Source organism: Erythrobacter sp. JB1-7, from assembly GCF_057365015.1.
Genome location: NZ_CP200291.1, coordinates 2,934,654 through 2,958,783, shown reverse-complemented (window position 1 = coordinate 2,958,783; position 24,130 = coordinate 2,934,654). Strand labels below are relative to the sequence as shown.

General features: G+C 57.4%; 18 protein-coding genes. 6 read left to right on the top strand and 12 right to left on the bottom strand.

Annotated elements, in window-relative coordinates:
• Position 1: 1 nt before the first annotated feature.
• Positions 2 to 1,228 (bottom strand): saccharopine dehydrogenase family protein, encoded by a 1,227-nt coding sequence (locus AC0V6W_RS14440; protein ID WP_486151134.1) that lies wholly within the window; start codon positions 1,226 to 1,228, stop codon positions 2 to 4.
• 294 nt (positions 1,229 to 1,522) lie between these two features.
• Here AC0V6W_RS14440 and AC0V6W_RS14435 point away from each other — a divergent pair, with 294 nt between their 5' ends.
• The 5 genes from AC0V6W_RS14435 to AC0V6W_RS14415 all read left to right on the top strand — a co-directional run bounded on the left by AC0V6W_RS14435 (position 1,523) and on the right by AC0V6W_RS14415 (position 5,452).
• Complete coding sequence (locus AC0V6W_RS14435; RefSeq protein ID WP_486151132.1) at positions 1,523 to 2,479, top strand: threonine ammonia-lyase; 957 nt, start codon at positions 1,523 to 1,525, stop codon at positions 2,477 to 2,479.
• 95 nt (positions 2,480 to 2,574) lie between these two features.
• Positions 2,575 to 3,792 carry a BtaA family protein gene (locus AC0V6W_RS14430; protein WP_486151130.1) on the top strand — a complete coding sequence of 406 codons (1,218 nt, stop codon included), beginning with the start codon at positions 2,575 to 2,577 and terminating at the stop codon, positions 3,790 to 3,792.
• On the top strand, positions 3,789 to 4,436 hold the full coding sequence (locus AC0V6W_RS14425) for a class I SAM-dependent methyltransferase (protein ID WP_486151128.1): 648 nt from the start codon (positions 3,789 to 3,791) through the stop codon (positions 4,434 to 4,436). The genes AC0V6W_RS14430 and AC0V6W_RS14425 overlap by 4 nt, the downstream gene beginning before the upstream one ends.
• Positions 4,437 to 4,518: 82 nt before the next feature.
• Positions 4,519 to 4,962 (top strand): MAPEG family protein, encoded by a 444-nt coding sequence (locus tag AC0V6W_RS14420; protein ID WP_486151126.1) that lies wholly within the window; start codon positions 4,519 to 4,521, stop codon positions 4,960 to 4,962.
• A gap of 7 nt (positions 4,963 to 4,969) precedes the next feature.
• Positions 4,970 to 5,452: an MAPEG family protein gene (locus AC0V6W_RS14415; protein WP_486151124.1), complete on the top strand. Its 483-nt coding sequence runs from the start codon at positions 4,970 to 4,972 to the stop codon at positions 5,450 to 5,452.
• Positions 5,453 to 5,455: 3 nt separating this feature from the next.
• Here the strand turns inward: AC0V6W_RS14415 and trxB are convergent, their stop codons facing one another.
• Both trxB and AC0V6W_RS14405 read right to left on the bottom strand, forming a co-directional pair.
• Entirely contained in the window at positions 5,456 to 6,436 is a 981-nt protein-coding gene (trxB, locus tag AC0V6W_RS14410; protein WP_486151122.1) for a thioredoxin-disulfide reductase, read from the bottom strand.
• 61 nt (positions 6,437 to 6,497) lie between these two features.
• A complete protein-coding gene (locus tag AC0V6W_RS14405; RefSeq protein WP_486151120.1) occupies positions 6,498 to 7,289 on the bottom strand; it encodes a tyrosine-protein phosphatase in 792 nt (263 codons plus the stop codon).
• Between the two features lie 178 nt (positions 7,290 to 7,467).
• Here AC0V6W_RS14405 and AC0V6W_RS14400 point away from each other — a divergent pair, with 178 nt between their 5' ends.
• Positions 7,468 to 7,932 (top strand): response regulator, encoded by a 465-nt coding sequence (locus tag AC0V6W_RS14400; protein WP_486151118.1) that lies wholly within the window; start codon positions 7,468 to 7,470, stop codon positions 7,930 to 7,932.
• Positions 7,933 to 7,947: 15 nt separating this feature from the next.
• Here AC0V6W_RS14400 and AC0V6W_RS14395 read toward each other — a convergent pair whose 3' ends face one another.
• The 9 genes from AC0V6W_RS14395 to AC0V6W_RS14355 all read right to left on the bottom strand — a co-directional run bounded on the left by AC0V6W_RS14395 (position 7,948) and on the right by AC0V6W_RS14355 (position 23,875).
• Positions 7,948 to 9,339, bottom strand: coding sequence for an alpha,alpha-trehalose-phosphate synthase (UDP-forming) (locus AC0V6W_RS14395; RefSeq protein WP_486151665.1), 1,392 nt, complete (start codon positions 9,337 to 9,339; stop codon positions 7,948 to 7,950).
• Positions 9,336 to 11,177, bottom strand: coding sequence for a glycoside hydrolase family 15 protein (locus AC0V6W_RS14390; protein WP_486151116.1), 1,842 nt, complete (start codon positions 11,175 to 11,177; stop codon positions 9,336 to 9,338). Before AC0V6W_RS14390 ends, AC0V6W_RS14395 begins: the two co-directional genes overlap by 4 nt.
• Before the next feature lie 10 nt (positions 11,178 to 11,187).
• The gene (gene otsB / locus AC0V6W_RS14385; RefSeq protein WP_486151114.1) at positions 11,188 to 11,922 is read right to left on the bottom strand and encodes a trehalose-phosphatase; all 735 of its coding nucleotides are present in this window, start codon (positions 11,920 to 11,922) and stop codon (positions 11,188 to 11,190) included.
• A 70-nt stretch (positions 11,923 to 11,992) separates the two neighbouring features.
• Complete coding sequence (locus AC0V6W_RS14380) at positions 11,993 to 13,642, bottom strand: acyl-CoA dehydrogenase family protein (RefSeq protein WP_486151112.1); 1,650 nt, start codon at positions 13,640 to 13,642, stop codon at positions 11,993 to 11,995.
• Positions 13,643 to 13,724: 82 nt separating this feature from the next.
• Positions 13,725 to 15,842: a DUF11 domain-containing protein gene (locus AC0V6W_RS14375; protein WP_486151110.1), complete on the bottom strand. Its 2,118-nt coding sequence runs from the start codon at positions 15,840 to 15,842 to the stop codon at positions 13,725 to 13,727.
• A 65-nt stretch (positions 15,843 to 15,907) separates the two neighbouring features.
• Positions 15,908 to 21,136, bottom strand: a complete 5,229-nt coding sequence (locus AC0V6W_RS14370; RefSeq protein WP_486151108.1) for a hypothetical protein — start codon at positions 21,134 to 21,136, stop codon at positions 15,908 to 15,910.
• Between the two features lie 24 nt (positions 21,137 to 21,160).
• Positions 21,161 to 22,276, bottom strand: coding sequence for a hypothetical protein (locus AC0V6W_RS14365; protein WP_486151106.1), 1,116 nt, complete (start codon positions 22,274 to 22,276; stop codon positions 21,161 to 21,163).
• 71 nt (positions 22,277 to 22,347) lie between these two features.
• Positions 22,348 to 22,863, bottom strand: coding sequence for a hypothetical protein (locus AC0V6W_RS14360; protein ID WP_486151104.1), 516 nt, complete (start codon positions 22,861 to 22,863; stop codon positions 22,348 to 22,350).
• Between the two features lie 31 nt (positions 22,864 to 22,894).
• The gene (locus tag AC0V6W_RS14355; protein ID WP_486151103.1) at positions 22,895 to 23,875 is read right to left on the bottom strand and encodes a hypothetical protein; all 981 of its coding nucleotides are present in this window, start codon (positions 23,873 to 23,875) and stop codon (positions 22,895 to 22,897) included.
• Positions 23,876 to 24,130 lie beyond the last annotated feature (255 nt).

Sequence of the window (24,130 nt, the reverse complement as noted above, 5' to 3'; positions counted from 1 at the left end):
CTTAGAACGCGACCGGCCCATCAAGCTCCTTCACCTGCCATGACAGGCCGTGTTCGTTGAGCATGTCCATAAACGGATCGGGGTCCATTTCCTCGATGTTGAACACACCTTTGCCGTTCCAAACGCCCATCACCATCAGCGCTGAGCCGATCATTGCGGGCACGCCGGTGGTGTAGCTGACCGCCTGATTTCCGGTTTCCTCATAGGCGGCTTCGTGGCTGCAAATATTGTTGATATAGAAGGTCTTCTCGCCTGAACCGTCCAAAGCTTCTCCGGTTGCGATGCAGCCTATATTGGTGTTGCCCTTGGTGGTTTCGCCAAGGCTTTCCGGTTTTGGCAGAACGCTTGCCAGGAATTGCAGCGGGATGATTTCCTGGCCCTGATAACGCACCGGCTCAATCGAAGTCATGCCGATATTTTGCAGCACTGTGAGGTGCTTGATGTATTCATCGCCAAAAGTCATCCAGAACCGCGCGCGCTCAATTTCCGGGTTGAATTTGGCCAGGCTCTCCAGCTCCTCGTGATACATAAGGTACGCTTGGCGAGTGCCCACCGCTTCGAATTCAAACGGGGTTGAGACCTGCATGGCGGGTGTTTCCACCCACTCGCCGTTTTCCCCCGGTTTCTTTTCCCAATGCCGTGCAGGTGCGGTGACTTCGCGAATGTTAATTTCGGGATTGAAATTGGTCGCAAAAGCCTGACCGTGATCGCCGCCATTGCAATCGAGAATGTCGAGCGTGCGGATAGTTTTAAGCTTATGCTTCTTCAGCCACATCGTGAAAACCGATGTCACACCGGGATCAAACCCGCTGCCGAGCAAAGCCATAAGCCCTGCCTCCTTGAATCGGTCGTGATAGGCCCATTGCCATTTGTATTCGAACTTCGCCTCATCCTTGGGTTCGTAATTGGCGGTGTCGAGATAATGCACGCCCGCCTCTAGGCAGGCATCCATGATCGGCAAATCCTGATATGGCAGCGCGAGGTTCACCACGAGCGATGCGCCGACTTTGCGGATGAGATTGACCATTGCGGGCACTTCTTCCGCGTCGATTTCATAGGTCGCCACGTCTTGCCCCGTGCGCTCCTTTACCGAGGCGGCAATCGCATCGCATTTCGACTTGGTCCGGCTGGCGAGGTGCACGTCAGGGAAAATTTGCGCATTCATGCACATTTTGTGGACACAAACGGAGCTGACACCGCCCGCTCCAATGACGAGGACTGTAGACATGTGAGAGGCCTTTCGATGAGCGATTCTTGTCAGCGCTCCTAATGCAATGCGCGAAAGGGCTCAATTGATCGCTCGCGCAAATCTTGCCCGTAATGGTGCGTTCAAAGTTTCCTACACCCGTCAAATTGGGCATAGCGAAATCATGGCTTATCCAATTCCAACATGGCCTGTAGGAAGTGCAGCGAAAAACCCAATGAAAACAGTGAACTTTTTATCGCCTAGACCGTGTAACATGCGGTCCATGTCTCATAGCTGGCCAGACGGGATTGGCACCGCAAAAGGAGCACTCCTGCCATGACTGAAGCAAGCCCGCTCCCATCCCACCAAGGCGTGATCGCAGCAGCCAAAGCGGTGGCAAGCATCCTGCCCCCCACCCCTCTGCTGCCCGCCACCATCAACGGCACCGATTGCTGGGTAAAGGCAGAATGCCTGCAACCCATCGGCGCGTTCAAGATCAGAGGGGCCTGGTGGGCGCTGTCAAACCTTGATGGGGACCGGGTGGTCGCTGTCTCATCGGGCAACCATGCGCAAGGCGTTGCATGGGCTGCACGCCGGCTGGGGATCAAAGCAACCATCGTGATGCCGCGCGATGCCCCGCAGGTGAAGCTGGATAACACCCGCAAGCTGGGCGCTGAAGTGGTGCTGTATGACCGCGCGAGCGAAGACCGCGACGAAGTGGCCGCCCGGCTGATCGAGGAACGCGGCGGCACGCTCGTCCACGCCTTTGGCCACCCCCGCGTGATCGAAGGGCAAGGCAGCGCCGGGATCGAGATTGCAGACCAACTGGCCGCAGCATCAGCCAAAGCCGGGCCCAGCCGCATCATCGCATGCTGCGGCGGCGGCGGGCTGGCTGCGGGGTTGTCGCTTGCCTGCCCTGATGCCCGCATCCACGTGGTCGAGCCAGTGGGCTGGGACATGGTGGGACGTGCGCTGGCCGCTGGCAGGATCGTGCAGGTGGAAGCAGATGCGCCCGCCACCATCTGCGACGCCCTGCAACCCAATGCGACCAAGCAGATCAACCTTGATGTGCTGCATGGCCGCGCAGAGCCCGGTGTCGCGGTGACCGATGACGAAGTGCGCGATGCGCAGCGATGGGCCTTTGCGACCTTGCGCATTGTGCTCGAACCGGGCGGTGCAGCGGCGCTGGCAGCCGCGCTCGCCGGCAAAGTGCCCTTGGATGATCGCAGCGTCATCATGGCGACAGGCGGCAATGCAGACCCCGCCCGCTTCGCCGAGACGATAGCGGCATGAGGTGAGCGAAGGGTGAGCTTGTGCAAAAGCGTCTTTGAACTGGCACATAACGGCTATAGGAGCACAGGACTGACGTAACGGAAGGTAGACCCCACATGACCGCCCAGCCCAAGCGCATCATTGCCGATGCCGTCGTGCGCGACGATGCAAGCGCCAAGGACAAGCTGCTCGACAAGGCCTTCGCGCTCGCTTTCAACGGTCTGGTCTATGCGCAGATATGGGAAGACCCGGTGGTGGATATGGAAGGGCTCGCCATCCAGAGCGACAGCCGCGTGATGTGCATCGCAAGCGGATCGTGCAACGCGCTTTCCTACTTAACCGCTGATCCGCTACAGGTGACAGCGGTGGATCTGAACAAAGCGCATGTCGCGCTGGGGCAGCTCAAAATCACTGCAATCCGGCATTTGCCCAATTACGAACGCTTTCACCGCTTCTTCGGCCATGCTGATCACAAAGAGAACAAGGCGGTCTACAAGGAGATGATCGCTCCGCATTTGGACGATGTATCACGCAAATACTGGGAAAAGCGCGACATACGCGGCCGCAGGCGGATCAGCTACTTCACCAAAGGGCTGTATCGCAAGGGTTTGCTGGGCAACTTCATAGGTTTGGCGCATGTGTTTGCCAAATTGTATAAGGTTGATCTCAATCGCTTGCTCGAAGCTGAAACGCTTGAGGAACAGCGCGCTGTGTTTGAAGCTGAGCTGGCGCCGGTGTTTGATAAGCGTTTCGTGCGCTGGCTCACCGATCAGCCGGCCTCGCTGTTCGGGCTTGGCATTCCGCCTGCGCAGTTTGACGAGCTGGCAGGCGATGAACGCATGGCAGAAGTGCTGCGGCGAAGGCTGGAAAAGCTGGCCTGCGATTTCGCGATAAAGGACAACTACTTCGCATGGCAGGCATTCGGCAGAGGCTATGCAAGATCAGAAGAAGCGCCCCTGCCGCCCTATCTGCAACGCAGGCATTGGGAAGCGATGCGGACACGGATTGACCGGTTGGACGTGGTGCGCGGTAATATGGTGCAATGGATCGGGGACCGGGATGCGGGAAGCATGGACCGGTTCGTGCTGCTCGATGCGCAGGACTGGATGAACAACGCGCAGCTTGATGAGCTGTGGAGCCGCATAAAGGCCGCATCGCGCCCGGGTGCGCGCGTGCTGTTCCGCACAGCGGCAGAGCCCACGATGCTGCCGGGCCGTCTGGATGATACGATCCTTGGCAAATGGCGGTATCTGGAGGAAACGTCGGCTGATCTGACCCAGCGCGACCGCTCCTCGATCTATGGGGGCGTGCATGTCTATGAGCTTGCCGGATGAGCGCATCGGCCAATCACGACACAGGCCATGCAGCGCTGATGGACAGCGTCTATAAGGGCCAGCGCCATGTCTATGACGCGACGCGCAAATACTACCTGTTTGGGCGCGATACGTTGATTGAGGGGCTGGATGCTCGCCCTGGAATGCGCGTCCTCGAAGTCGCATGCGGAACCGGGCGCAATCTGGCGAAGATCGGTAAGGCATGGCCGGGCGCGCGGCGGTTCGGGATCGATATCTCGGCTGAAATGCTCAAAAACGCGCGCAAGGCGCTGGGCAGCTCAGCGCAATTGGCAAAAGGCGATGCCTGCGCCTTCGCCCCCGCAGACCTGTTTGGCGAAGAGGCGTTTGAGCGGGTGGTGCTGTCCTATGCGCTGTCGATGATCCCTGATTGGGAAGCGGCATTGGACCAGGCCGCCAGCGTCCTTGCGCCGGGCGGTCAGCTGCATGTGGTGGATTTTGGCGATCTCACGGGCCTTCCCGCCCCGTTTGAGACAGGCCTGCATGCATGGCTCGCCAAGTTCCATGTGGAGACCCGCAGCGCGCTGCCAGATGTGTGCAAGCGCATTGCGGCAACGCGCGGGCTGACGCATTCGAGCAGACGGGGAAAGCTGGGCTACTTTCAACTCCACGTGCTGGCTGCATAATGCGTTGCAATTGACAATCGGCCTTCACCCTCGCAGGTAGATCGAAACGAGAAGAGGGGATCGCTCAATCATGCAAGCGCAAATGCTCGCACCTGCTGCTGTGCTGGTGGTGTGGACGCTGATAGTCCTGTTCTGGATCATCCCGCCGCGCTTTGGCTCCATCGCCAAGGTGGACAAGTCCCAATTCTCCGGCAAACGGGGCGGACGCGGACAGGATCTGGAAGGCCTGATCCCGGACAAAGCCAATTGGCCCGCGCATAACCACACCCACCTGCACGAACAACCCACCTTGTTCTATGCGGTGGCCATTATGCTGGCGATTGTGGGCGCGGCACATTTCGATGTCCTACTTGCGTGGATCTATGTAGGTGTGCGCATCGCGCATTCGCTGTGGCAGATATTGGTGAATACACTGCCTGTGCGCTTTGCGCTGTTTCTGATCAGCACAATTGCGCTGATCGTAATGGCCGTGCGATTGGTCATGGCCACTATGTTTGCCGACCCATCGGTTCTTGCGGGGGCTTAAACTGACTATGAGAGAGCAAATCATACTTATGGGCATGGATATCCTGCAACCCGCCGTCGCATTGATGATCTGGACCATGGTGATGTGGGCATGGATGTATGCCACCCGCATTCCTGCGATGAGCAAATCGCCCGAGATCGCAAATCCATCGAAACTGGTCGGATCAACGGGCGCTGATCTGCGATCAAAACTGCCTGATCCAGTCAATTGGAAGGCGGACAATTACAATCACTTACACGAAGCACCTACGGTGTTTTATGCGGTTGCTATCGTGCTCGCCATTGTCGGGCACGGCGATGGTCAAAACGCGCTGTTGGCGTGGATTTACGTCGGGCTCCGGGTGGCTCACAGCTTAGTGCAAGTTACGGCCAACCGCGTGATGGTACGCTTTGTGCTGTTCGCATTGTCCAGCGTTGTGCTGATCGTGCTGATCGCCAAAGCCGCATTGATTGTCTTTGGCGCCGGAACCGAAGTGCAGACTGGCGCCTGACGCCTATTCTGCCGCTTCGGCGGTTTCCTCCATCGCATCTTCATCTTCGCGCGCGGCGAGGAATTTCTCGCCGTCCAAGGCCGCCATGCAGCCCATACCGGCCGCTGTCACGGCTTGCCGATAGGTGTGATCGGCAACGTCACCGGCCGCAAAGACGCCGGGGATTGCCGTCTTGGGCGTGCCCGGTTCGACATCAAGATACCCGCCATCATCCATTGCGAGTTTGCCCTTGAACAACTCGGTCGCAGGCGCATGGCCGATAGCAACAAACGCGCCATCCACTTGCAGCGTTGAGGTTTCGCCCGTCACCGTATCTTCGAGCACAAGGTGATCCAGCGCCCCGCTCTCACCCGCTTCGAAGCTTTTGACCGTCTTGTTCCACAGCACATTGGTTTTGTCTGATTTGAACAAGCGGTTTTGCAGGATCTTCTCCGCGCGCAATTCATCGCGGCGGTGGATCAAAGTCACATCATCGGAATGGTTGGTGAGGTAAAGTGCCTCTTCGACAGCGGTGTTGCCGCCGCCGATCACAGCCACTTTCTTGCCGCGATAGAAGAACCCATCGCACGTTGCGCAGGCCGATACGCCTTTGCCGCCCAGTTCCTGCTCTCCCGGTGCACCAAGCCACTTTGCCTGCGCACCGGTCGCAATCACCAATGTCTCGCCGATGTATTCATCGCCGCTATCACCGATCGCGCGGAAGGGCGCTCCGCCTTCCAAATCAACCGAGACGATGGTGTCCCACATCATCCGCGTGCCGACATGCTCTGCCTGCGCCTGCATTTCCTCCATCAGCCACGGCCCTTGGATCACATCGCGAAAACCGGGATAGTTTTCCACCTCGGTCGTGATCGTCAACTGGCCGCCGGGTTGCAGGCCCTGGACCACAATCGGTTCAAGCATGGCGCGCGCGGCATAAATCGCGGCGGAATACCCTGCGGGGCCGGAACCAATGATGAGCATTTTGGTGTGATGAGTAGCCATTGTTTATCTCTTCAGTTCGAAAATTGTATTGAAGCGAATATGGGAGCGCTGCGGCCCATTGTCACGTCAGGAAGCGTTCGCGCAGACGAGCTTTGCTTGCCTCATCCACACCTAAAGTTTCAGCTAAATAGCCATCAATCGAACCATGGCTCGCCGTGACCGCATCGAAATAGGTCGCGATATATTCGGGCAGAACGCCCATCAGATTGCGGATCGCTGCAGGTTCAATGGTGCCATAATGCTCTTTCATGCGCGGCAGCGATTGGCGTTCAAGGATGTGCTGGGTGGGCGCGTCATTGGTCTTTAGAAACTCAGCGACCACATCATCGCGGTGCACTCCGAGTGTATGCAGCAGCAGGCTCGCAGCGATGCCCGTGCGGTCTTTCCCGGCAAAGCAATGCACGAGGCTGCCGCCATCACGCTCCTTCAACGCTTTGAAATAACGTGTGAACATATCAATCATCGCAGGGTTTACCGGCATCCGGGTGTAGACTAAAAGCATGCGTTGGCGCGCCTTTTCAGCGGTCATTTCGGCGCTTTCCAAACCGCCTTCATGCGGAGGGGAACTGGTGGTTTCGCCATCATACGCAATGACATCGGCGGCGAAATCCGCATGCCGGCGGCAGGGAAAGCGCGTTCGCTCGCTCGTCCCGCGCAGATCAATAATAGTGCGGACATCGAGCGATTGCACCACATCAAGATCTGCATCGCTAGCCTCGATATGCTGGCCTGAGCGGAACAGCAGACCTCGCTTCACCTGAGCGTTATCAGCGCCGCTATAGCCGCCATAATCGCGCAGGTTGTGAATGCCCTGTGTGGGGATGAACGGATCGGTTGGATTGGATAGAATCATCACCGCCACCCCTGACAGGCGCATCGCGGCGGGGCAACTGCCGGACCTATGTTGAAATGCAGGTCTTAACGCTCTGCGGCAATGCCTAGGCAGTTAAACTGAGGGGCGCTCAAAGAGGGAATTGGAAACCAGCCGCTAATCACAGCCTGTTCGCCAACAACGAAAAGGTGCGCCGAAAATGGCACGGATACTGATCGCCGATGATGATGAACTGGTCGCGGATTTGGCCAGCCAAGTGCTTATAGATGCAGGCCACGCCTGCGGCTGGGTCACCACCGCCGAAGACACGTTGGCGCTGCTGGTTAAAAAGCGACCCGATCTTCTGCTGCTCGATCAGGATATGCCGGGCATATCGGGCCTGACTTTGCTCAGACAATTGCGAGGGTCGCCGCAATTTTACGATTTGCCGGTTATGATGTTCACTGCGATGAGCGGGATCGACGACGAAGCGCAGGCAATCTATGCGGGCGCGCAGGATTACATCCGCAAACCCTTTGACGCTCTTGGATTAAAAAGCAGGGTCGCCCGATTGCTGTCAAACCGTGCTGAACGGCCTCAGCATACGGACCTTAAGACGTATCTTGAGCGAAATTCGGGCATGGAACCGGCACCGGAACGATCAAGCGGCTATCGCATGCTCTAGCGCTGGCGCGGCATATCAGTCAGCAGCAAGATCCGCGCAAAAATTTGAAGTCCATTCAGCCACGTTATCATCGCGCACGGTGGCTATCATCGCCTCAAAGCGGGTTTTGCGCTCTTCCAAAGGCATGTCGAGCGCGTGCCTGATCGCATGGGCCAACGCGTCCGGGCTGTGCGGATTGACCAGTAAAGCGCCCTCCCCTGCGCAGCCCAATTGATGCGCGGCGCCGGCAAAATCAGACAGGATCAGCACGCCGGGATTATCCGGATCCTGCGCTGCCACATATTCTTTTGCGACAAGGTTCATCCCATCTCGCAAAGGTGTCACCAACCCGATTTTGGATGCGCGGAAAAAGCCATACAGCTCAGCATGGCTGTATCCCCGGTTCACATAGCGGATTGGCACAATATCCACTTCGGAACGCGCGCCGTTGATCTGGCCGGTTTTCTGTTCAAGCTCGCCGCGAATTTTCTGATAGCTTTCCACATCTTCACGGCTGGGCGGCGCGATCTGGACAAAGACCAGATCGCGCGTTCGATCAGGAAATTCGTCAAAGAACCGGCCAATGCCGTCAATGCGTTCCGGCAGACCTTTGGAATAATCGAGGCGGTCCACTCCAATCATCCCTGTGCGGCCACGGATTGAAGCAAGGAAACGTTCCTCTGCCGCTTTGGCCGCATCGGTTTCGCCTTGCGTCTGAAAATGGTCCCAATCGATCCCAATCGGATAGGCCCGCGCGATGACTGTGCGCCCTTCATGGCTGATCTGACCGGTTTCGTGATCGACCTTAGCGCCAAGCTCTGTCTCGCAATAATGAACAAAGCTCGACAGCCATTCCTCTGTCTGAAAGCCCAGCAGATCATAATCGAGCATGGTGCGCACCAAGCGCTCGTGAAACGGCAAAGATGTCAGCAGCCGGGTGGGCGGCCAGGGGATATGCAGGAAAAAGCCGATGCGATTTTTTAAGCCCCGCTCGCGCAGGTTCTGGCCCAGCGGAATGAGGTGATAATCGTGCACCCACACCATATCTTCAGGCTCAATCAGGGTGGAGACACTGTCGGCAAACCGGTCATTGACCCGCTCATACCCTTGGCCCGTGCGCTGTTCGTATTGCGCAAGGTCTATCCGGTAATGGAATAGCGGCCACAGGGTCGAATTGGCATAGCCGTTATAATATTCATCGACCTCGCGCGTGGTCAGGTCAATTGTCGCGGTGGTGACGCCATCATTGCGCTGGAGGTGGACATTATCGCTTGCCTCATCGCTCTCCTCACCCGACCAGCCAAACCACAGCCCGCCGCGATCTTTCAGCGCAGCGTTCAGCGCGCCTGCAAGCCCGCCTTGCGCACCAGCGACGCCGCGCGCCTTTGGTACGGCGACGCGATTGGATATGACAACGAGGCGGCTTATCGCACTTCACTCCACGGCTTGGACAGCAAGCCAGCACAATTGATTACACCTACTAGCGAATAGGTCTGCGGGAAGTTCCCCCATAGCTCGCCGGTATCGTAATCGAGGTCTTCGCTCAAAAGGCCTGATTGTGTCGTGTGACTTAGCATTGTGCAGAATAAAGTGCGCGCTTCATCGCTGCGTCCGGCCAGATGCAGCGCCTCAATCAGCCAGAAAGTGCAGACATTGAATGCGGTTTCAGGCGCGCCAAAGTCATCTTCGGCGGCATAGCGCAGCATGTGATTGCCCCGCCGCAAATGCTCCTCAACCGCCGCAAATGTGTGCTGAAAACGCTCATTATCGGGCGAAAGAAAACGCAGCTCGACCATTTGCAGCAGGCTTGCGTCAAGATAGTCGCTTTCAAAGCTGGCGCCGTAATGGCCGCCACCTTTGCCATCATCCTTCCACGCTTTGTCGTCGATCGTTTGCGCAATCGCATCCGCGCGTTCGCGCCAGATTTTTGCGCGATCCGCTTTACCCAAATGATTGGCCACGTTGGCAAGCCTGTCACACGCAGCCCAGCTCATCACGGCCGAATAGGTGTGAACCTCTTGCCGGGTGCGAAATTCCCACAGGCCGGCATCGGGTTGATCGTGCATCGCCCAGGCCATTTTGCCGACTTGCTCAAGGTTTTCAAAATCACCTTCATCCGCTGGGCGCAGCAGACGGGAATCAAAGAACCCTTGGACGCTAGGCAGGACAATCTGGCCATAACAATCGTGCTGGATCTGCTTGTAGGCCGCATTGCCGCGCCGCACTGGCCCCATCCCGCGATATCCGGCAAGATAGGAAGCGGTGGTCTCATCCAGCTCGCTTTCGCCCATCACCGAATAGAGCGGCTGTATCTGCCCCCCGCGCGCGCCATCGACGATATTGCGCAAATAGCCGAGATATTTCTCCATCACATCGAGCGCGCCAAGCCGGTTTAGCGCCTGCACGGTGTAGTAGCTGTCACGGATCCAGCAGTAACGGTAATCCCAATTGCGCTGAGAATGCGCCGCCTCCGGGATCGACGTTGTCAACGCCGCAACAATCGCGCCTGTTTCCTCATGCTGGCACAGCTTCAGCGTGATCGCGCATCGAATGACCTCTTCCTGCCATTCGAGCGGGATATGAAGGCCCCTTACCCAGCTTTGCCAATATTTGCGGCTGCGCTGTTCCATGCCGCGCAATTCGTCGCGGACATTGCCGACAAAGGGTTCATCCGGGCCGAGAAAGAAATGCGTGTCCTCCTCCAGGCGGAAGGTCCGCCCTTCGAGGATATATCCCACCGGCGCATCGGTTGACAGGCGCATGGCCTGCGCGCCGACAAGATAGCGGATGTGATTGGTGCCATTGGTGGTTTCCGCAATCTGCGCGCCGTAATTCTTGGTCGGTTTCAGCACCATGCGAATGCGCGGCGTTCCCTCAATCGGGCGCACCATCCGCACATAGGCGACCGGGCGATACATCCGCCCGGACCGTTCATAACGCGGGCAAAAATCGAGGATTTGCACCGCGCTGCCGTCCTGCGCAGTCAGCGTTGTCAGCAGGTGCGGCGTGTTGCGGATATATTCCTGCGTGCTGGACGTCTGCCCTTCCAGTTCAAACCGCCAAATGCCCGCATCGCGCGTGTCGCCATTGAGCAAGGCGGAAAACACCGGATCACCGTCAACCCGCGGCACGCAGCCCCAGACAAGCGCGCCGGAATTGTCGATCAGACCGGAAACCTGACAATTGCCAATCGGCCACAATTCCAGGTTGCGGATGTGTTCGGTAGGCGCGGATTGCGGTGATGTATCTTGGGAGAGATCGGTCATGTTCGAGTAGTTATAGCCCTAGCCATTGGTGGACGGAAGTCACGTCGGGCAATCGGTACGAAGCGGCTGTTTCTTCTCGATCCCCCACTAGGATACCATCGCTGCCAAACAGTTTACAGGCAGCAAATCCAGCCTCATCCGTCAGATCATCTCCGATGAAGATCGGGGTTGCACCAGCAAATGGCTCGACATTCATAAAGGTTCTCAATGCGCTCGCCTTGTCCTTGTCACCTTTGACAAGCTCGACCACACATTTGCCTTCCTGTGCCTTCCAACCATGCGTCGCTGCAAGCACTCTTCCAAACGAGCCAACAAACTCCGCCATTTCAGGTTTTGAACGATAATGCAGCGCCCCGCCATGCGGCTTGGTTTCGTATTCAATCGACCACTTATCGGCAAAATCGCGCATCGCCGCTTTGATAGCTTCGGGAAACTCGCCGGGCGGCTGGCCTAATTCCGTTCCGTTGGCCCCTCGCACATCCGCGCCATGCGATCCCGCCGCTGCGACAGGCAATGCACCGATATGCCCCTCAATATCGGATAAGGCCCGCCCGCTTACCAAGGCGAGACGGTGATCCAGTCGCTCTGACAATTCCCGCAGTTTTTGGGCCAATCCAGCAGCAGGCTCGATTGCATCGGGTCTCGCGGCGATTTCGACAAGCGTTCCGTCAAAATCGAGAAAGAGCGCAACGGGGCCTTTTTCAAGCCAATGCGAAAGCGGAGGCGGCGCAGGTGGAAAATCCAAAGCGGGCATGGTGCACTGCAATAGAGCCCGCAACACCATCGTCAATCAAACCATTTGCTTAAGGTAGAAATTAAGCCGCTGCGCGCGCTTTCTGCTCAGCCAACAGACCGCGCCCGATCACTTGCGCCTGAATTTCCGCAGCGCCTTCGAAAATGTTGAGAATGCGCGCATCGCACAGCACCCGGCTGATCGGATATTCGAGCGCATAGCCATTCCCGCCATGGATTTGCACGGCCTGATCTGCAGCCGTCCATGCGGTGCGCGCGGCCAGCAATTTTGCCATGCCCGCCTCAATATCGCAGCGGTTTCCGCGATCTTTCTGGCGCGCTGCGAAATAGGTGAGCTCGCGGCTCATAACGATGTCGCACACCATCAGCGCAAGTTTATCAGACACCCGAGGAAACTGGATAAGCGGCTCGCCAAACTGCTTGCGCCCCTGCGCATAATCGAGCGCCAGATCGAACGCATTCCACGCAACACCAACTGCGCGGGCAGCCGTCTGTATCCGCGCGCCTTCGAATGTGCGCATCAGCTGCTTGAACCCCTGCCCTTCGGCGCCTCCCAAAAGACCTTCGCCTGCGACGCTGAAACCATCAAAGCCCAGCGCATATTCCTTCATCCCGCGATAGCCGAGCACTTCAATCTCGCTGCCATCAATGCCGGGATCGGGAAACGGAAGATCTTCTGTTCCCCGCGTCTTTTCCGCAAGCAACATCGACAAACCGCGATAGCCCGGCGCATCAGGATCGGTGCGCACCAGCATCGTCATCAAATCCGCGCGCGCACCGTGAGTGATCCATGTCTTCGCGCCTGTAACCTGCCAATCGTCGCCATCTTTCACCGCTTTGGTGCGCACGCCGGCAAGGTCGGAACCTGTATCGGGTTCGGTGAAAACGGCGGTCGGCAATATGTCGCCTGACGCAATGCCGGGCAGGAATTTGGCTTTCTGCGCATCGGTGCCATTTTCGCCGATAAGCTCGCCTGCAATTTCTGATCGGGTGCCCAAGGAGCCTGCACAAATCCACCCGCGCGACAATTCTTCCGATACGATGGACATGGCCAGCTTGCCCAATCCCAGCCCGCCAAACCGTTCATCAATACAAACACCAAAAACGCCAAGTTCAGACATTTTATCAATGACTTGCAGGGGTATTAGAGAATCTTTCGAATGCCATTCATGAGCGAAAGGCGTGATCTGATCCGAAGTAAAACTGCGGAATTGTTCGCGGATCAAATCGAGCGTTTCATCGCCAAGGCTCTCATCAGGCCGCGCGCCTTCGCCCAGCAATTGCGCTAACTCTTTCCGGTGTTCAGCGGTGTTTCCGCGTGCAATGAAAGTTGCAATCGCATCTTGGGCGGCAAACCGGGAAGCAGCATCGGCGGCCCCCATGGCAGCGGGCCTCACGACTTCGCTTGCGCTCATCGGGACACCATGGACAAGCTGATTGCAATATTCGCCCATGCCGATCGCCAGCACCAATTCCTCGATCCGGCCAAACCGCCCATCCGCCTGAGCGCGCATGGCCCAATCGGTGGTCGCTTCGAGAGCAGCTACGCTTGATGCGATCCAGGCAAAGCCGTGCACACTATGCTGTTCACGATTAAGCGTTGCGGCAGCGGGCGTGGTGCCCAATCGGTCCGAAACTGCGCTTCGCACAATCGAACAATATTCGCGCGCGGCATCGCATGCGCGGTTTGCCGTATTTATCCAATCTTTCATGCCAGAGCCCTTAGCAGAAGCAAGAACGCAAGGGGACCGATCAATTTTGACGAATGACGCGCTCGTCACGCAGTGATGCAGGTCACTTTACGATATAGCGGACCCGCAGCGTGAAATTACCGCCCGCCGAGAACGCGCCGCCGGGCAAAACCCGAAAATCGGTCACATCCTCGTCGCATCCATCGGTATCGGCAGTGGGAGTGTAAGCGAAACTCGTCGCATCATTGTCCGAAAATTCGACATCATCGGCGCCTGATCCCAGATTGACAAAACTGTAAGTCAGGCCCGAATTGCTGCCCGGATCGCTGAAAACAATCGGCCCGCTTGCGATATCGACCCGGCAAAACTTGGCATCCGCCGGTCCGTCATCCCAAACCACAACGCTGTCTGGATCGGCCGCATCAGGTCCGCTGTTGGTTACCGTGATAAGATATTCGACCACGGCCCCGGGTATCGCTTTGGGATTGCTTGTCCCATTGATCGGATCTGAGATAACCGAGCTGATTTTGCTGACGGAAACATTCGCAAAAGGGTTGCACACGGTGATATCGTGCACACCAATGCCCTGAACCCCCGGATCGGGATCAGTTGTGACGTTGCCATAAGTGACCGTTATGCTGTCAACGGGCTGTGTGAATGTGACCACCACATTGCCAAGCGCTGCATCGCTGTCAGAGGCACCATCGCCAATGGCGACATTGCCTGCGCCAGTGACGAAGTTCACGTTGCCATTGGTCAGAACCGGCAGGACCGTGGTCCCGCCATTGCTGCCGACAACTTCGACCCTATCAGTGAACTGCCCCGCGTTGAAATCGACATCAAAAATCGTGAATTGCAGGCCATTGAAGCTACGCGGCAAAGTGATCTCGATATCAACTTCACCAGCAGTTGTGACCTGATCGGCCAGCACGGTCAGACTGTCTTCGGCAGGGTCGAGTCCGCCTTCAAACGTATCCACAACCGTGGGGGATTGCCCGCCAAACCCTGCATTGTTGACGTAAGCGCCATCGTTGGTGAGCTCAAACTGGATGTTACCAAAGCTCAAAAAGGCGTAGGTGTTGTCGACCGTACCGGGCGTCCATCCTGAGATTGTGTCCCAATCAAACTGCGAAAACCCGGCGGGACAGGACAGGATCGGGGGCACGCCGGGCGCTCTGCCCGATTGCACGGCAAAGCTGGACGTGTCGTAATCGTCCTCGCCTGTGTTGCCATTGTTGACGGTCGAATCCGGATCAGCAGCGCTGCTGGCGATAATTTCCGCAATGTTGGTCAATGTAGTGCCAGCGGCAGAAGAGACTGTGCCTGTCAGATTGATGATCGCACTTTCGCCCGGCGCGAGCGATCCGACATCCCATTGGCCATTGCCTGAATTGAACGTCCCTTCCCCGCTGGCTCCTGTAAAACTGAACCCTGCAGGGAAAGTGTCTTGCACGATGATATTGTCTGTGGTGAGCGAAGAACCAGCCGTGTTCGTCACTGTCAAACGCCAAGTCGCCGTGCCTCCTTGGATCGGCGGGGAACCGACAAGCGTCTTGCTCAATTCAAGATCCGCACCGGGTGCGAAGTATTCCAGATCAGAGACGCTGGCGAACTGAACGCCCGGATTGCCTGTGCCGGTGTAACTGAAATACACGACCCTGATGCGTTGAACCGGCGTGGCTCCAAAATCGAATGCCACATCACCATCGGTTGTGAACTGATCTGAGGGTGCCGTGCCGCGCCAGCCATTTACGGTAGCATCATTGGTGCGCGTGACCGAAGGACCAATGTTCCAAAGTGCATTGTTATTGGCCGCATTGGTAAATCCGCCTGCAAGATCATCATCATATAAGACCTCAACGGCGTCAGCGAAGTTGCCGCTGTCAATATCGCTCAGAGCGAAATTCAGGTCGGTTACCGCGCGGCTTAGCGTGATCGTGACCGTGACTTTATCGAGCGGATCAAATTCGGAGTTGTCGAAGTTGAGCAGCAGGGGCGATTCGCCGTCGCCGACCGTTCCTGCGAAATAGCTAAGATAATCACTTGCAAAAGATGCAGGTGTAAAGGTGCTGCCGCCTGATGTGGTTATGGTGCGCGATACCGTGGCGGTCGTGCCATCGGACCCTGTTACTGTGCCCCCATTGGGAAATGTCCCCAAGCTGGGAGCGCCAGCATCGGCCCAGTCAATATCTGCATTTTGCGCAGCGAGTCCTTGCGGCATAGCGAGCATCAAACATGCTGCCATAACCCCCAAAATCGCCCCAAGAAAACTACGCCCTGCTGGTATCACCGGCCCAGCCCAAGGAAATCAAAAGTGCGCAGATCGAATTTCGCACGGATTGCGGCGTAAACGCCCTTATTGGTGTTGCGCGCTTCGGCGAAATCGCCATCGCGGAACCCTTCGACGTTATAGCCAACGGTAAGCAGCACGCCTTCGGCAGGGACAAAACCAATCTGCGGGCCATAGGAGAAACTGGTCACATCATCTTCCAAATTGGCGCGCACGGTTCCTGTCACGCCCAGCTCGAACCGCTCGCCCACTCCGATGCGCGCATCAAGACCTGCCAGCACGGTTGTGCCCGAAAATTCAGTGCCTTCAAACTCATCAAGATTGTAACGCGCACCCAGGAACAAGCCGTATTCGTCGCGCCGGGTTTGGTGTTCGATGCCAAATTCATCCTCGTCCCAATCGCGCGGCGACCAATTGGACGACCAGCTTGCAACAAGACGCCGCGAAGTGGCATCGCCATCGACGATCAGCGCGCTAAGGCCTGCGCCATCAACCTGGCCAGCAACCGCGCCGGTTACCAGATCGCTGCGATATTCAAGCTTGCCCAAAGATGCGATCTCGGAATTGTCCGGGCGATGCGCAAAGGCGATGCTTGCGTCAAAAATCTCGTTTGTTGCACCGCCGCGAGTTTCTGCACGCGTCCATGTGGCCCCGGTGCCAATCACGCTGCCTTCGCCAAGCTGCCGGATCGCGCCAAAGGTAATGCCGGTGCGATCAGCCAGTTCGCCATCGCGATATTCACCGCGCGCAGTCAGGCTCCAGCGGTCCTTGCGCCATGCCGCGCCGAATGTGACAGCGGTGAAGTCTTCGAAATTCAGACCCGATGTCAGCTGACCGCCCGTCGCGGCCGGTTGCAGAGGGTTCACCAGATCATTCGTGTCGGGCGCGCCGCCCAAAGTGCGATTGCCATCCAGCGTCGCATCCAGCGTCAATTCCTTGCTCACTTGCAGCGTTTGCGACAGGCCAAAGGCAGCGAAGGAACGGTTGCCAAATTCGTTGATCGTTTCCTCGCCCACGGTCGTAACAATCCGGCCGCCCTGCCACGGGGTCACTTCCACACCCGCGCGCAATGAACGCGCGTCGATGTTTTCGCCATCGGCAATTTCATAAGAGCCAACCAGCCGCACATCGGGCGTGATTGCATAACGCACGCCGAACCGGTGACGGGCAGGCAGATCTACGCTTTCCGCATCATCAAGAGCGATGGATGACGACACACTCAGCTCAAGCGTGTTGTCGAACAGACGCTGTGTCACGCCAGCTTCGGCCACTGTGGATGTGTTCGTGGTGCCATCGGCCAAACGGTCGTTAAAGTGTGTGAGGCCAAGGCGGAGGTCGGTTGACTGGCGGGTATAGGTTGCCTGCACTTGTGCGGCGCGGCGGCGTGCATCGTCAACCAGGCTATCGTCCTGCCATACGCTGCCCAGCACACTGAGATTGTCGTCAATCAGGACGCGCGCATCCACACCAAAGCGGCGGCGGCCCAGATCAACACCGTTTTGCTGGCCGACACCGTAATCGGCATCAAGCTGGCGAGCATAGGCAAGCACATCAAGCTTTCCGGTCTGATGCTGCGCTTCGACGAGCCAGCCAGTCGCGTTTTCCTCATCACGGCGGCTCACGGCCAGTTCTGCGCGGATTTCGGTGTTTTCGGTGACATTGGCGCGCAGATCGAGAGCGCCGATCGTGGTGCGCGATGCTTCGCCTTTATCCGTGATCGCGCTCGCACCAATGCGGATATTGCCATCATTGCTGGTCCAGTCAGCGCGCACGCCTGCATTCAGTTCAGCATTGCCCAGCCCATCAACTTCGTATTCCACGATGATAAATTGCGGGTTGAGATCAACATCGCGGCTCAGCACGGGCTGTGCGAAAGTGATCTGGCCTGTAAGCAGGTCAATGTCGTAATCAATAAAGCGCGTCAGCTGACGTTCGCTCACGATAATCTCTGCGCGGAACCGGTCGCGCACTTGCAAGGTTACAACTTCGCTGTTGGCAAGCAGGCGGCGGCTGCCGAGCTGATAGGGGCCAGAAATGCCCTGCCCCTGAATTTCATCGCGCTGCAAACGAGTGGAAATGTCAGCAGCGAAAGCCTGCGCCTGAACATTGCCGATCCGCGCTTCGCCTTTAACGCCGGTTGCAGTGCGGTTGTACCGCGCCAGGCGTGTCTGATCGAAGCCTGTTTGGAAATCGCCATACAGCGCATAGAAAGTGGATGTTTCGATGCGAATATACAGGTTCTCGCGGCTGGCAGCGTCAAACCGGCGCAGCGAACCATCGGCAAAAACGGTGTAATAGGCCTGCGGATCAATTGTGCCGAGCACGCGCTGATCTTCGCGCTGTTTCGCGCTGTCATAAGCGACTGTCACCAGATATTTGCCCAGCACGCGCCCTTTTGCATACAGCGCCACGCGCGCATCATCGCCAAGGTCGCTGGCAAAGTTGCTGGCGCGTTCCATATTGTCAGCCACCGAACGCGCACCAAAGGTGCCCTCGGCCAGACCCACGATGGTCCATTCGATATCGCCGGGTTCAATCCACGCTTCGAGCTGCTGATCGCGAGTGATCTCGCCATCATCAAACAGGAAATCGAGCCGCAATGAGCCACTGACCATGGTCGGGGCAAGCTCGATCAGAGCGATGCCGTCAGTGCCTTCAACGACCCAGCGCGCAGAGCTTGCGCCCAGCCCGGTCAATTGGCCCAGCTGCTGGCGATCAAGCTGTTCGGCGCTCTCATACGGCGCGCTCAGCTGGAAATTGCCGGCAATTCCTTCGCGCAGGGGCCGATTGTTGCGATCGAGCACACGGATCGCAACCACCGGGCGCGTGCGGCCATCGGCGACGAGGTTCGACATTTCAGGCACCAACTCCACTTTGGTGGGCGTGGTGGTGAAAAACACTTCGCGCGTGATCGTCCGGCTGATTTCGCCAAATGAATTGATGATGTCCGCTTCAAGCACCGTTCGCTCGTTCTCAAGCGGAACCCCGCGCCACGTGCTGACGGCATATTTGCCGCGCGTCGCATTCGCAGTGCCGTCAAAGGCAAGCGGATTGACCTCTTCTCCATCGACGCGCAGCACGATTTTTTGGCCCTTGCGGTGACGAATGGCGACTTTCACCGCAGGCGCGCGCGGGTTTGCATCCTCAGTGGGAGACAGGAACCCATCGGGCCCATCGCCCAGTGCGAGCCAATCCGCTTCGTTTGATTTTTCTGCCTTGGGCGCGGTCTCAACGACAGCCTCTGCGGTGCTTTGCGGTACGCCCGCAGCAACCAGAACCTCGTCAGCCCCTTCGGGCAGGCGTTGGCCAGTTGCGATGGCATTCACCGCAAGCGCACCTGCACCGCCAGGGCGGGTTTCTGCCAAAGGTGCAGCCTGCGGCAGCGCGCCTTCGGGCACGATGGCATGGAAATCGACAACGACAAGCTGGCCGCCGCGGCCCAGCACAAAGCGCGAGATTGCGCTGCCTGCACTGCGCGTGGAGCGTGTACAGTCAATAAATTCAGACCCTTCGGGCGAAGTCATCGGCGAAACGGCCACCACATGCGTGCCAGGCACAACGCCTTCAAAATGATAGCGGCCATCGGCATCAGTGATGGCAAAGCTGCCATCTTCGAGCATCACGCGAACACCGGGAATACCGGGGCGGTTTTCATCGCGCACAGAGCAAGCCCCGTCGGTGACACGGCCAATGATAGTCAGGCGATCCGCAATCGCATCGCGTTCCACATCAACCGCGACATTGGCGCGCGCCGCCCGGCCCACAGAATCGACCACGATAGCATCATTCAAAGCTTGTCCCGGAGCCGCATCAGGACGAACTGTCATGCCATAGGTTACCCGCGCGCTGGCGCCGCCAGCAAGGTCACCCAGCGCAATCTCAATCCGTCTGCCATCACCAGAAATATCAATGATATCTGCAGCTTCCTCGCCATTCACACGAATGGTATCGGGCCGCAGGCGAAGATCACTGGCAGGTATATCGGTGAGCACCACACTGCGTTTGGCGCGGGATGGATCGGTGTTTGTCGCAGTGATGGAATAGAACACCACATCACCCGGCACCACGCGCTGACGCGATGCGGTTTTGATGAGGTTTATCTCAAGACTGGGCCTGTCGAGCGGAATATCGACCTGAACCGGGATTGGGCTGTCGAGCGTGAATGACGCGCCGTAAGATGCATCAAGGATCACAAAGGCGCGGCCATCCGGGCGTGTTATCATCGCCAGATCTTCTGGCGAGACGACCGATGGCGCGGTGTAGGGATCAGGCGGGTCAATTTGCAGGCGATATTGACCAAGGAATGTCAGCGGGAACCAGAACTCGCCAGCGCCCAGCTCAATCACATTCCCAGCGCCATCCGTCACCGGATCGCCAGAAATAACCGTTGATGGCCAAGAAGTTACGCCATCCTCGGCAAAGACGGTTGCGGGTTGACCTGTGGCCACATCAATCAAAGTCACAACCGCGCCGTCAACAGGCTCGCCCGTTTCGCTGTCGAACACAACGCCAAACGGATCGGCCAGCACTTCAACATCGGTTTCGACGATAATGTCAGTGCCGCCGGGCGGCGATGCAGAAATAGTGATTGTATTGCCATCAGCGATGCTCAAACGGCAATCACCCTGCACAGGAGCAGGCGGAATGCGCGCCGTGGCGATCTGACCAACGAAAATGCCGGTGTTTTCGCCCGTTTCAAAGATTGTCTCTTCTTCGCGGTCGCCGCTGGAGGTGGTGATGACGATATCCAGGCTGTCGATCGCACCTGGATCTTCGTTCGCGGCAAGCGCGGTAATCTCGAAGAACAGGGTCTGACCAGCCCGGATAATCGTGGTGGGTTCCGCAGTGGTTGTCTGCGGTGTCTGCGTGTTGCCAGTGGCAGGCCCTGAGGGCTGCACATTGGCAAGCGACAAGTTGTTTCCACCGCAGACCGGCTCGATAAAGGTGATGGGTTCACCGCCTTCAGTGCTCGGCCGCAATGTGCGAATTTCTGGAGGCGGGAAAGTCACATCAATTGTGACCTCGTTTGACTGTGTCTCAAACTGGTTGCCGCCAAACTCCCAGTTTGCATCCGCAATATTGGTAATAGTGCGAAGGATTTCAGTATCTTGTTCTGATCCATTATCCTGCGCAAGTACCCCCTCTCCGGGTACAGCAACAGCCAATGGCAGCAGCATTGCAAGCAATGCCGCTACCATCAGCCGTAGAGAGGGGGTTACACGCATGGAGTTAGATCCAGTCCGGCCAGCTTACGGCGTAGGAGCCGTGGCTGCCGGGATCGTCACACGGAAATAGAGTGCGCGGCTTGCGCCTCCATTGATGTTGCTGAGCGTGCCCGACACAAGGTCAAGTCCGCCCGTACCGCCACCAGCGGTGAAAGTGCCGCCGGATGTGCCGGAGGTATCATCGCAAGTTGCAACAGGTGTCGGCCCCGAGCTGTCAACCGTGGAGGTTGCATCAACGAAAATGCCAAATGCGGCATCGAAATCGACCTCTGCAGGCAGATCATCGAGCACGTTGATATTGGTAGCCGTTGCGCCGCCAGCTGCGTTCACAACCGCAATGCAGTACTGGATAGTCGCGCCCGGAATGGCCTTGGGATTGGTCGTTCCGTTGACAGGATCGCTGATAACTTCGCTCGATTTAACGACCGAAACAAGCGCGCCTTGGACAGTGATGGTGTTCTCATCAGAATCCGCACCGTCTTCATCAACTTCTTCACCAGTGCCGCCATTGCCATCCGCAAGGACAGTATCGACAACACTCGGATCGGCTGAATCGCCAGCGCTTTCAGTGAGTTCCGCACCAAGTCCGGCTGCACCGGCTTCGTGTGCATCAGCAACAAGAGCGATATCGAACGTGTCGCCATTGGCGGTTGCAATATCAACATCGGCAACGACAAGGACCGAAATGGTCTCATCGGCGTCAACTTCATCAAGGAAGGTGATCGGTCCGGCCGCGATATCGTTCGCATCCAGAGTGCCATCATTGTCAATATCGAGATAAATCTCGATATTTGAAAGGTTTGCAGCTGTACCATCGGTGACAGCCGTCGTCAGATCAAGGTCAACAGTGTCGTTCGACAGGTTTGTAACATCGAAATCAAGCACGACTTGGTCTTCGCCAGGGCTGGCGTTAACACCGCCGCCAACGGCAGTCACATCGACATTGACCCGGCGGTCAACGGCGAATGTATCGCTGTCAGTTGCATCTGTCTGCTGAACACCGCCAACCTGATATTCAACGGTGACATTGTTGGTTATGTCCGTCCCTGCGCGGATACCTTCCGCCATGGCCGGAGTGCTGGACATGACAATAAGCGCTGTCGCGCTCACCATCCCCAGCAATTGGGTCTTTCTTCTCATATGAGTGGTCCTCTGCGTGTGCCCCGTGTCAAATTGACCGCCCCCGGGACTTGGCGGCTATCTCTCGCTTGTCAGCGAATGATCACTGGAAAGGCGACCCGCCCGCTTTCGCCCGGAGCAATGCTCGCAATCGTCCAGCGGACATGCGTCACATCACCATGGGAAGCGGGCCGGCTGGCCCCTGATTCATCGGAAACTTCAAGATCAGCGAGGATCCCGAAGGTTTTGCCGCCATCCACCGATACGATCAGCGCTGGATCGGCATCGCTCGCCAATTGCACAGCGACATTCATCGGATTGGTCGCCGTCACATCTGTGGCAGGCAATTGTCCTTTGTTTTCATAGCTTAAGCCAAAGCTGAGCCGAGTACCCGGCGTGAAGATCGTTGGCTCCACCAGCTCTGTAACCTGATTGCCATTGGCATCGGTGGTGGTTTGATACGCTTTGACATCGCTTTGCAGGCTGACATCAGGCTTGGCCGCTTCGGCCTGGGCTGAAGCGGTATTCTGTGCCGAAACGGGCGCTGTTGTAAGAGCGGCGATTGCGGCGACCAGAGCAGCTGCGACTGTTTTTGTTAGCTTGGTCATGAATATGGTCCCTGTGGGGTCTTGGATGAGATCAATCGATGGTCACATCGAAAGTGATGGCTTGGGTGGTTCCGCCTGCAACAGTGCCCAGATCGACACTGATGCCGCTTGCATCGCTGGCCTCGCCGGCATCTGCATCTGCGCCGTCTGTCAAAGGCGCGCTGTCGAGCGTGAGGGTCCCGGCGACGTAGGTTGTGTCATCGGGAATGGCGTCGGTGATCACGAGATCATCGACCGAACCGCTTCCGGCGACCTCTGCGGTGATGGTAAAGGTGACGACAGAGCCAGGAACAGCGCTGGTTCCGCCAAATGGGTCAACGACGCTGGCCGCTTTGGTCAAAGTGACATCCGTCACACCGATAATCAGCGATCCTGTTGCATTGTCATCGGCGCCGCTTGCGCCAACGATTGCATCGCCGCCTCCAGCGCCCGCACCTGCAAATGTGGTACCCGGTGCGCCGGTGCCGGTAACCGCAGCGGCGGTCAGTTCAACATCGCTTTCATCGCCGTCAGACACGCCATTGGGCACTGTCACGATGACGAAAACGGTAAGGCTTTCATCGGCTTGGAGAACATCGGTGGTCTCAGGCCCGGTCAAAATCACATCGACGCCGGGGTCATAGGTGCCGTTGCCATTCGTATCGACCGCGATGGAATCCACCACGCTGTCAAAGTCATTGCCGGCAACCGCAGGATTGGCTGTCAGCTCAAAGGCTTCGGGTCCGTTACCCTGGTTGATAATTTCAAAGGTAAGCACCGCTTCGCCAGGCCCCGTCGAAATCGGGCCAGGGTCAAGCGACGTCGCAGTGACATCCAAAAGCTCATCGACGCGCACAACAACCGTATTGGAATCGATGGTTTGTGTTCCGCTGCCATCGTCATAGGTGGCCGATGCGGTGTTCTCGATAAGGGTCCCCGCATCAATCCCTGCAGCAGATGCAGCGGATGCAAGCGGTACCAACGCCACAGCACAGGTGGCAAAGAGCGAATGAGTGATAACCTTCGTATTCATACTGAGGGCGAATACGGGAGAATGGTTATCGAAAAGTTAGGGAAGCGCGCAAAAGCCGCAGGAAACCAACGATTTTACATCTTTTATTGTGGTTTAGATGGCCGTAACCATCAGCAGAGTTAGCCGCTGGTTTACCGCGTGCGCAGCGTCCCGGGCGCGCGCACAATGCAATGCGCAATCATGAATTCACAAAGCGCTCAGCGCGGCAAGCCAGCAATGGTCAACGCGTAGATATTGGGATTTATGATCTGAAAT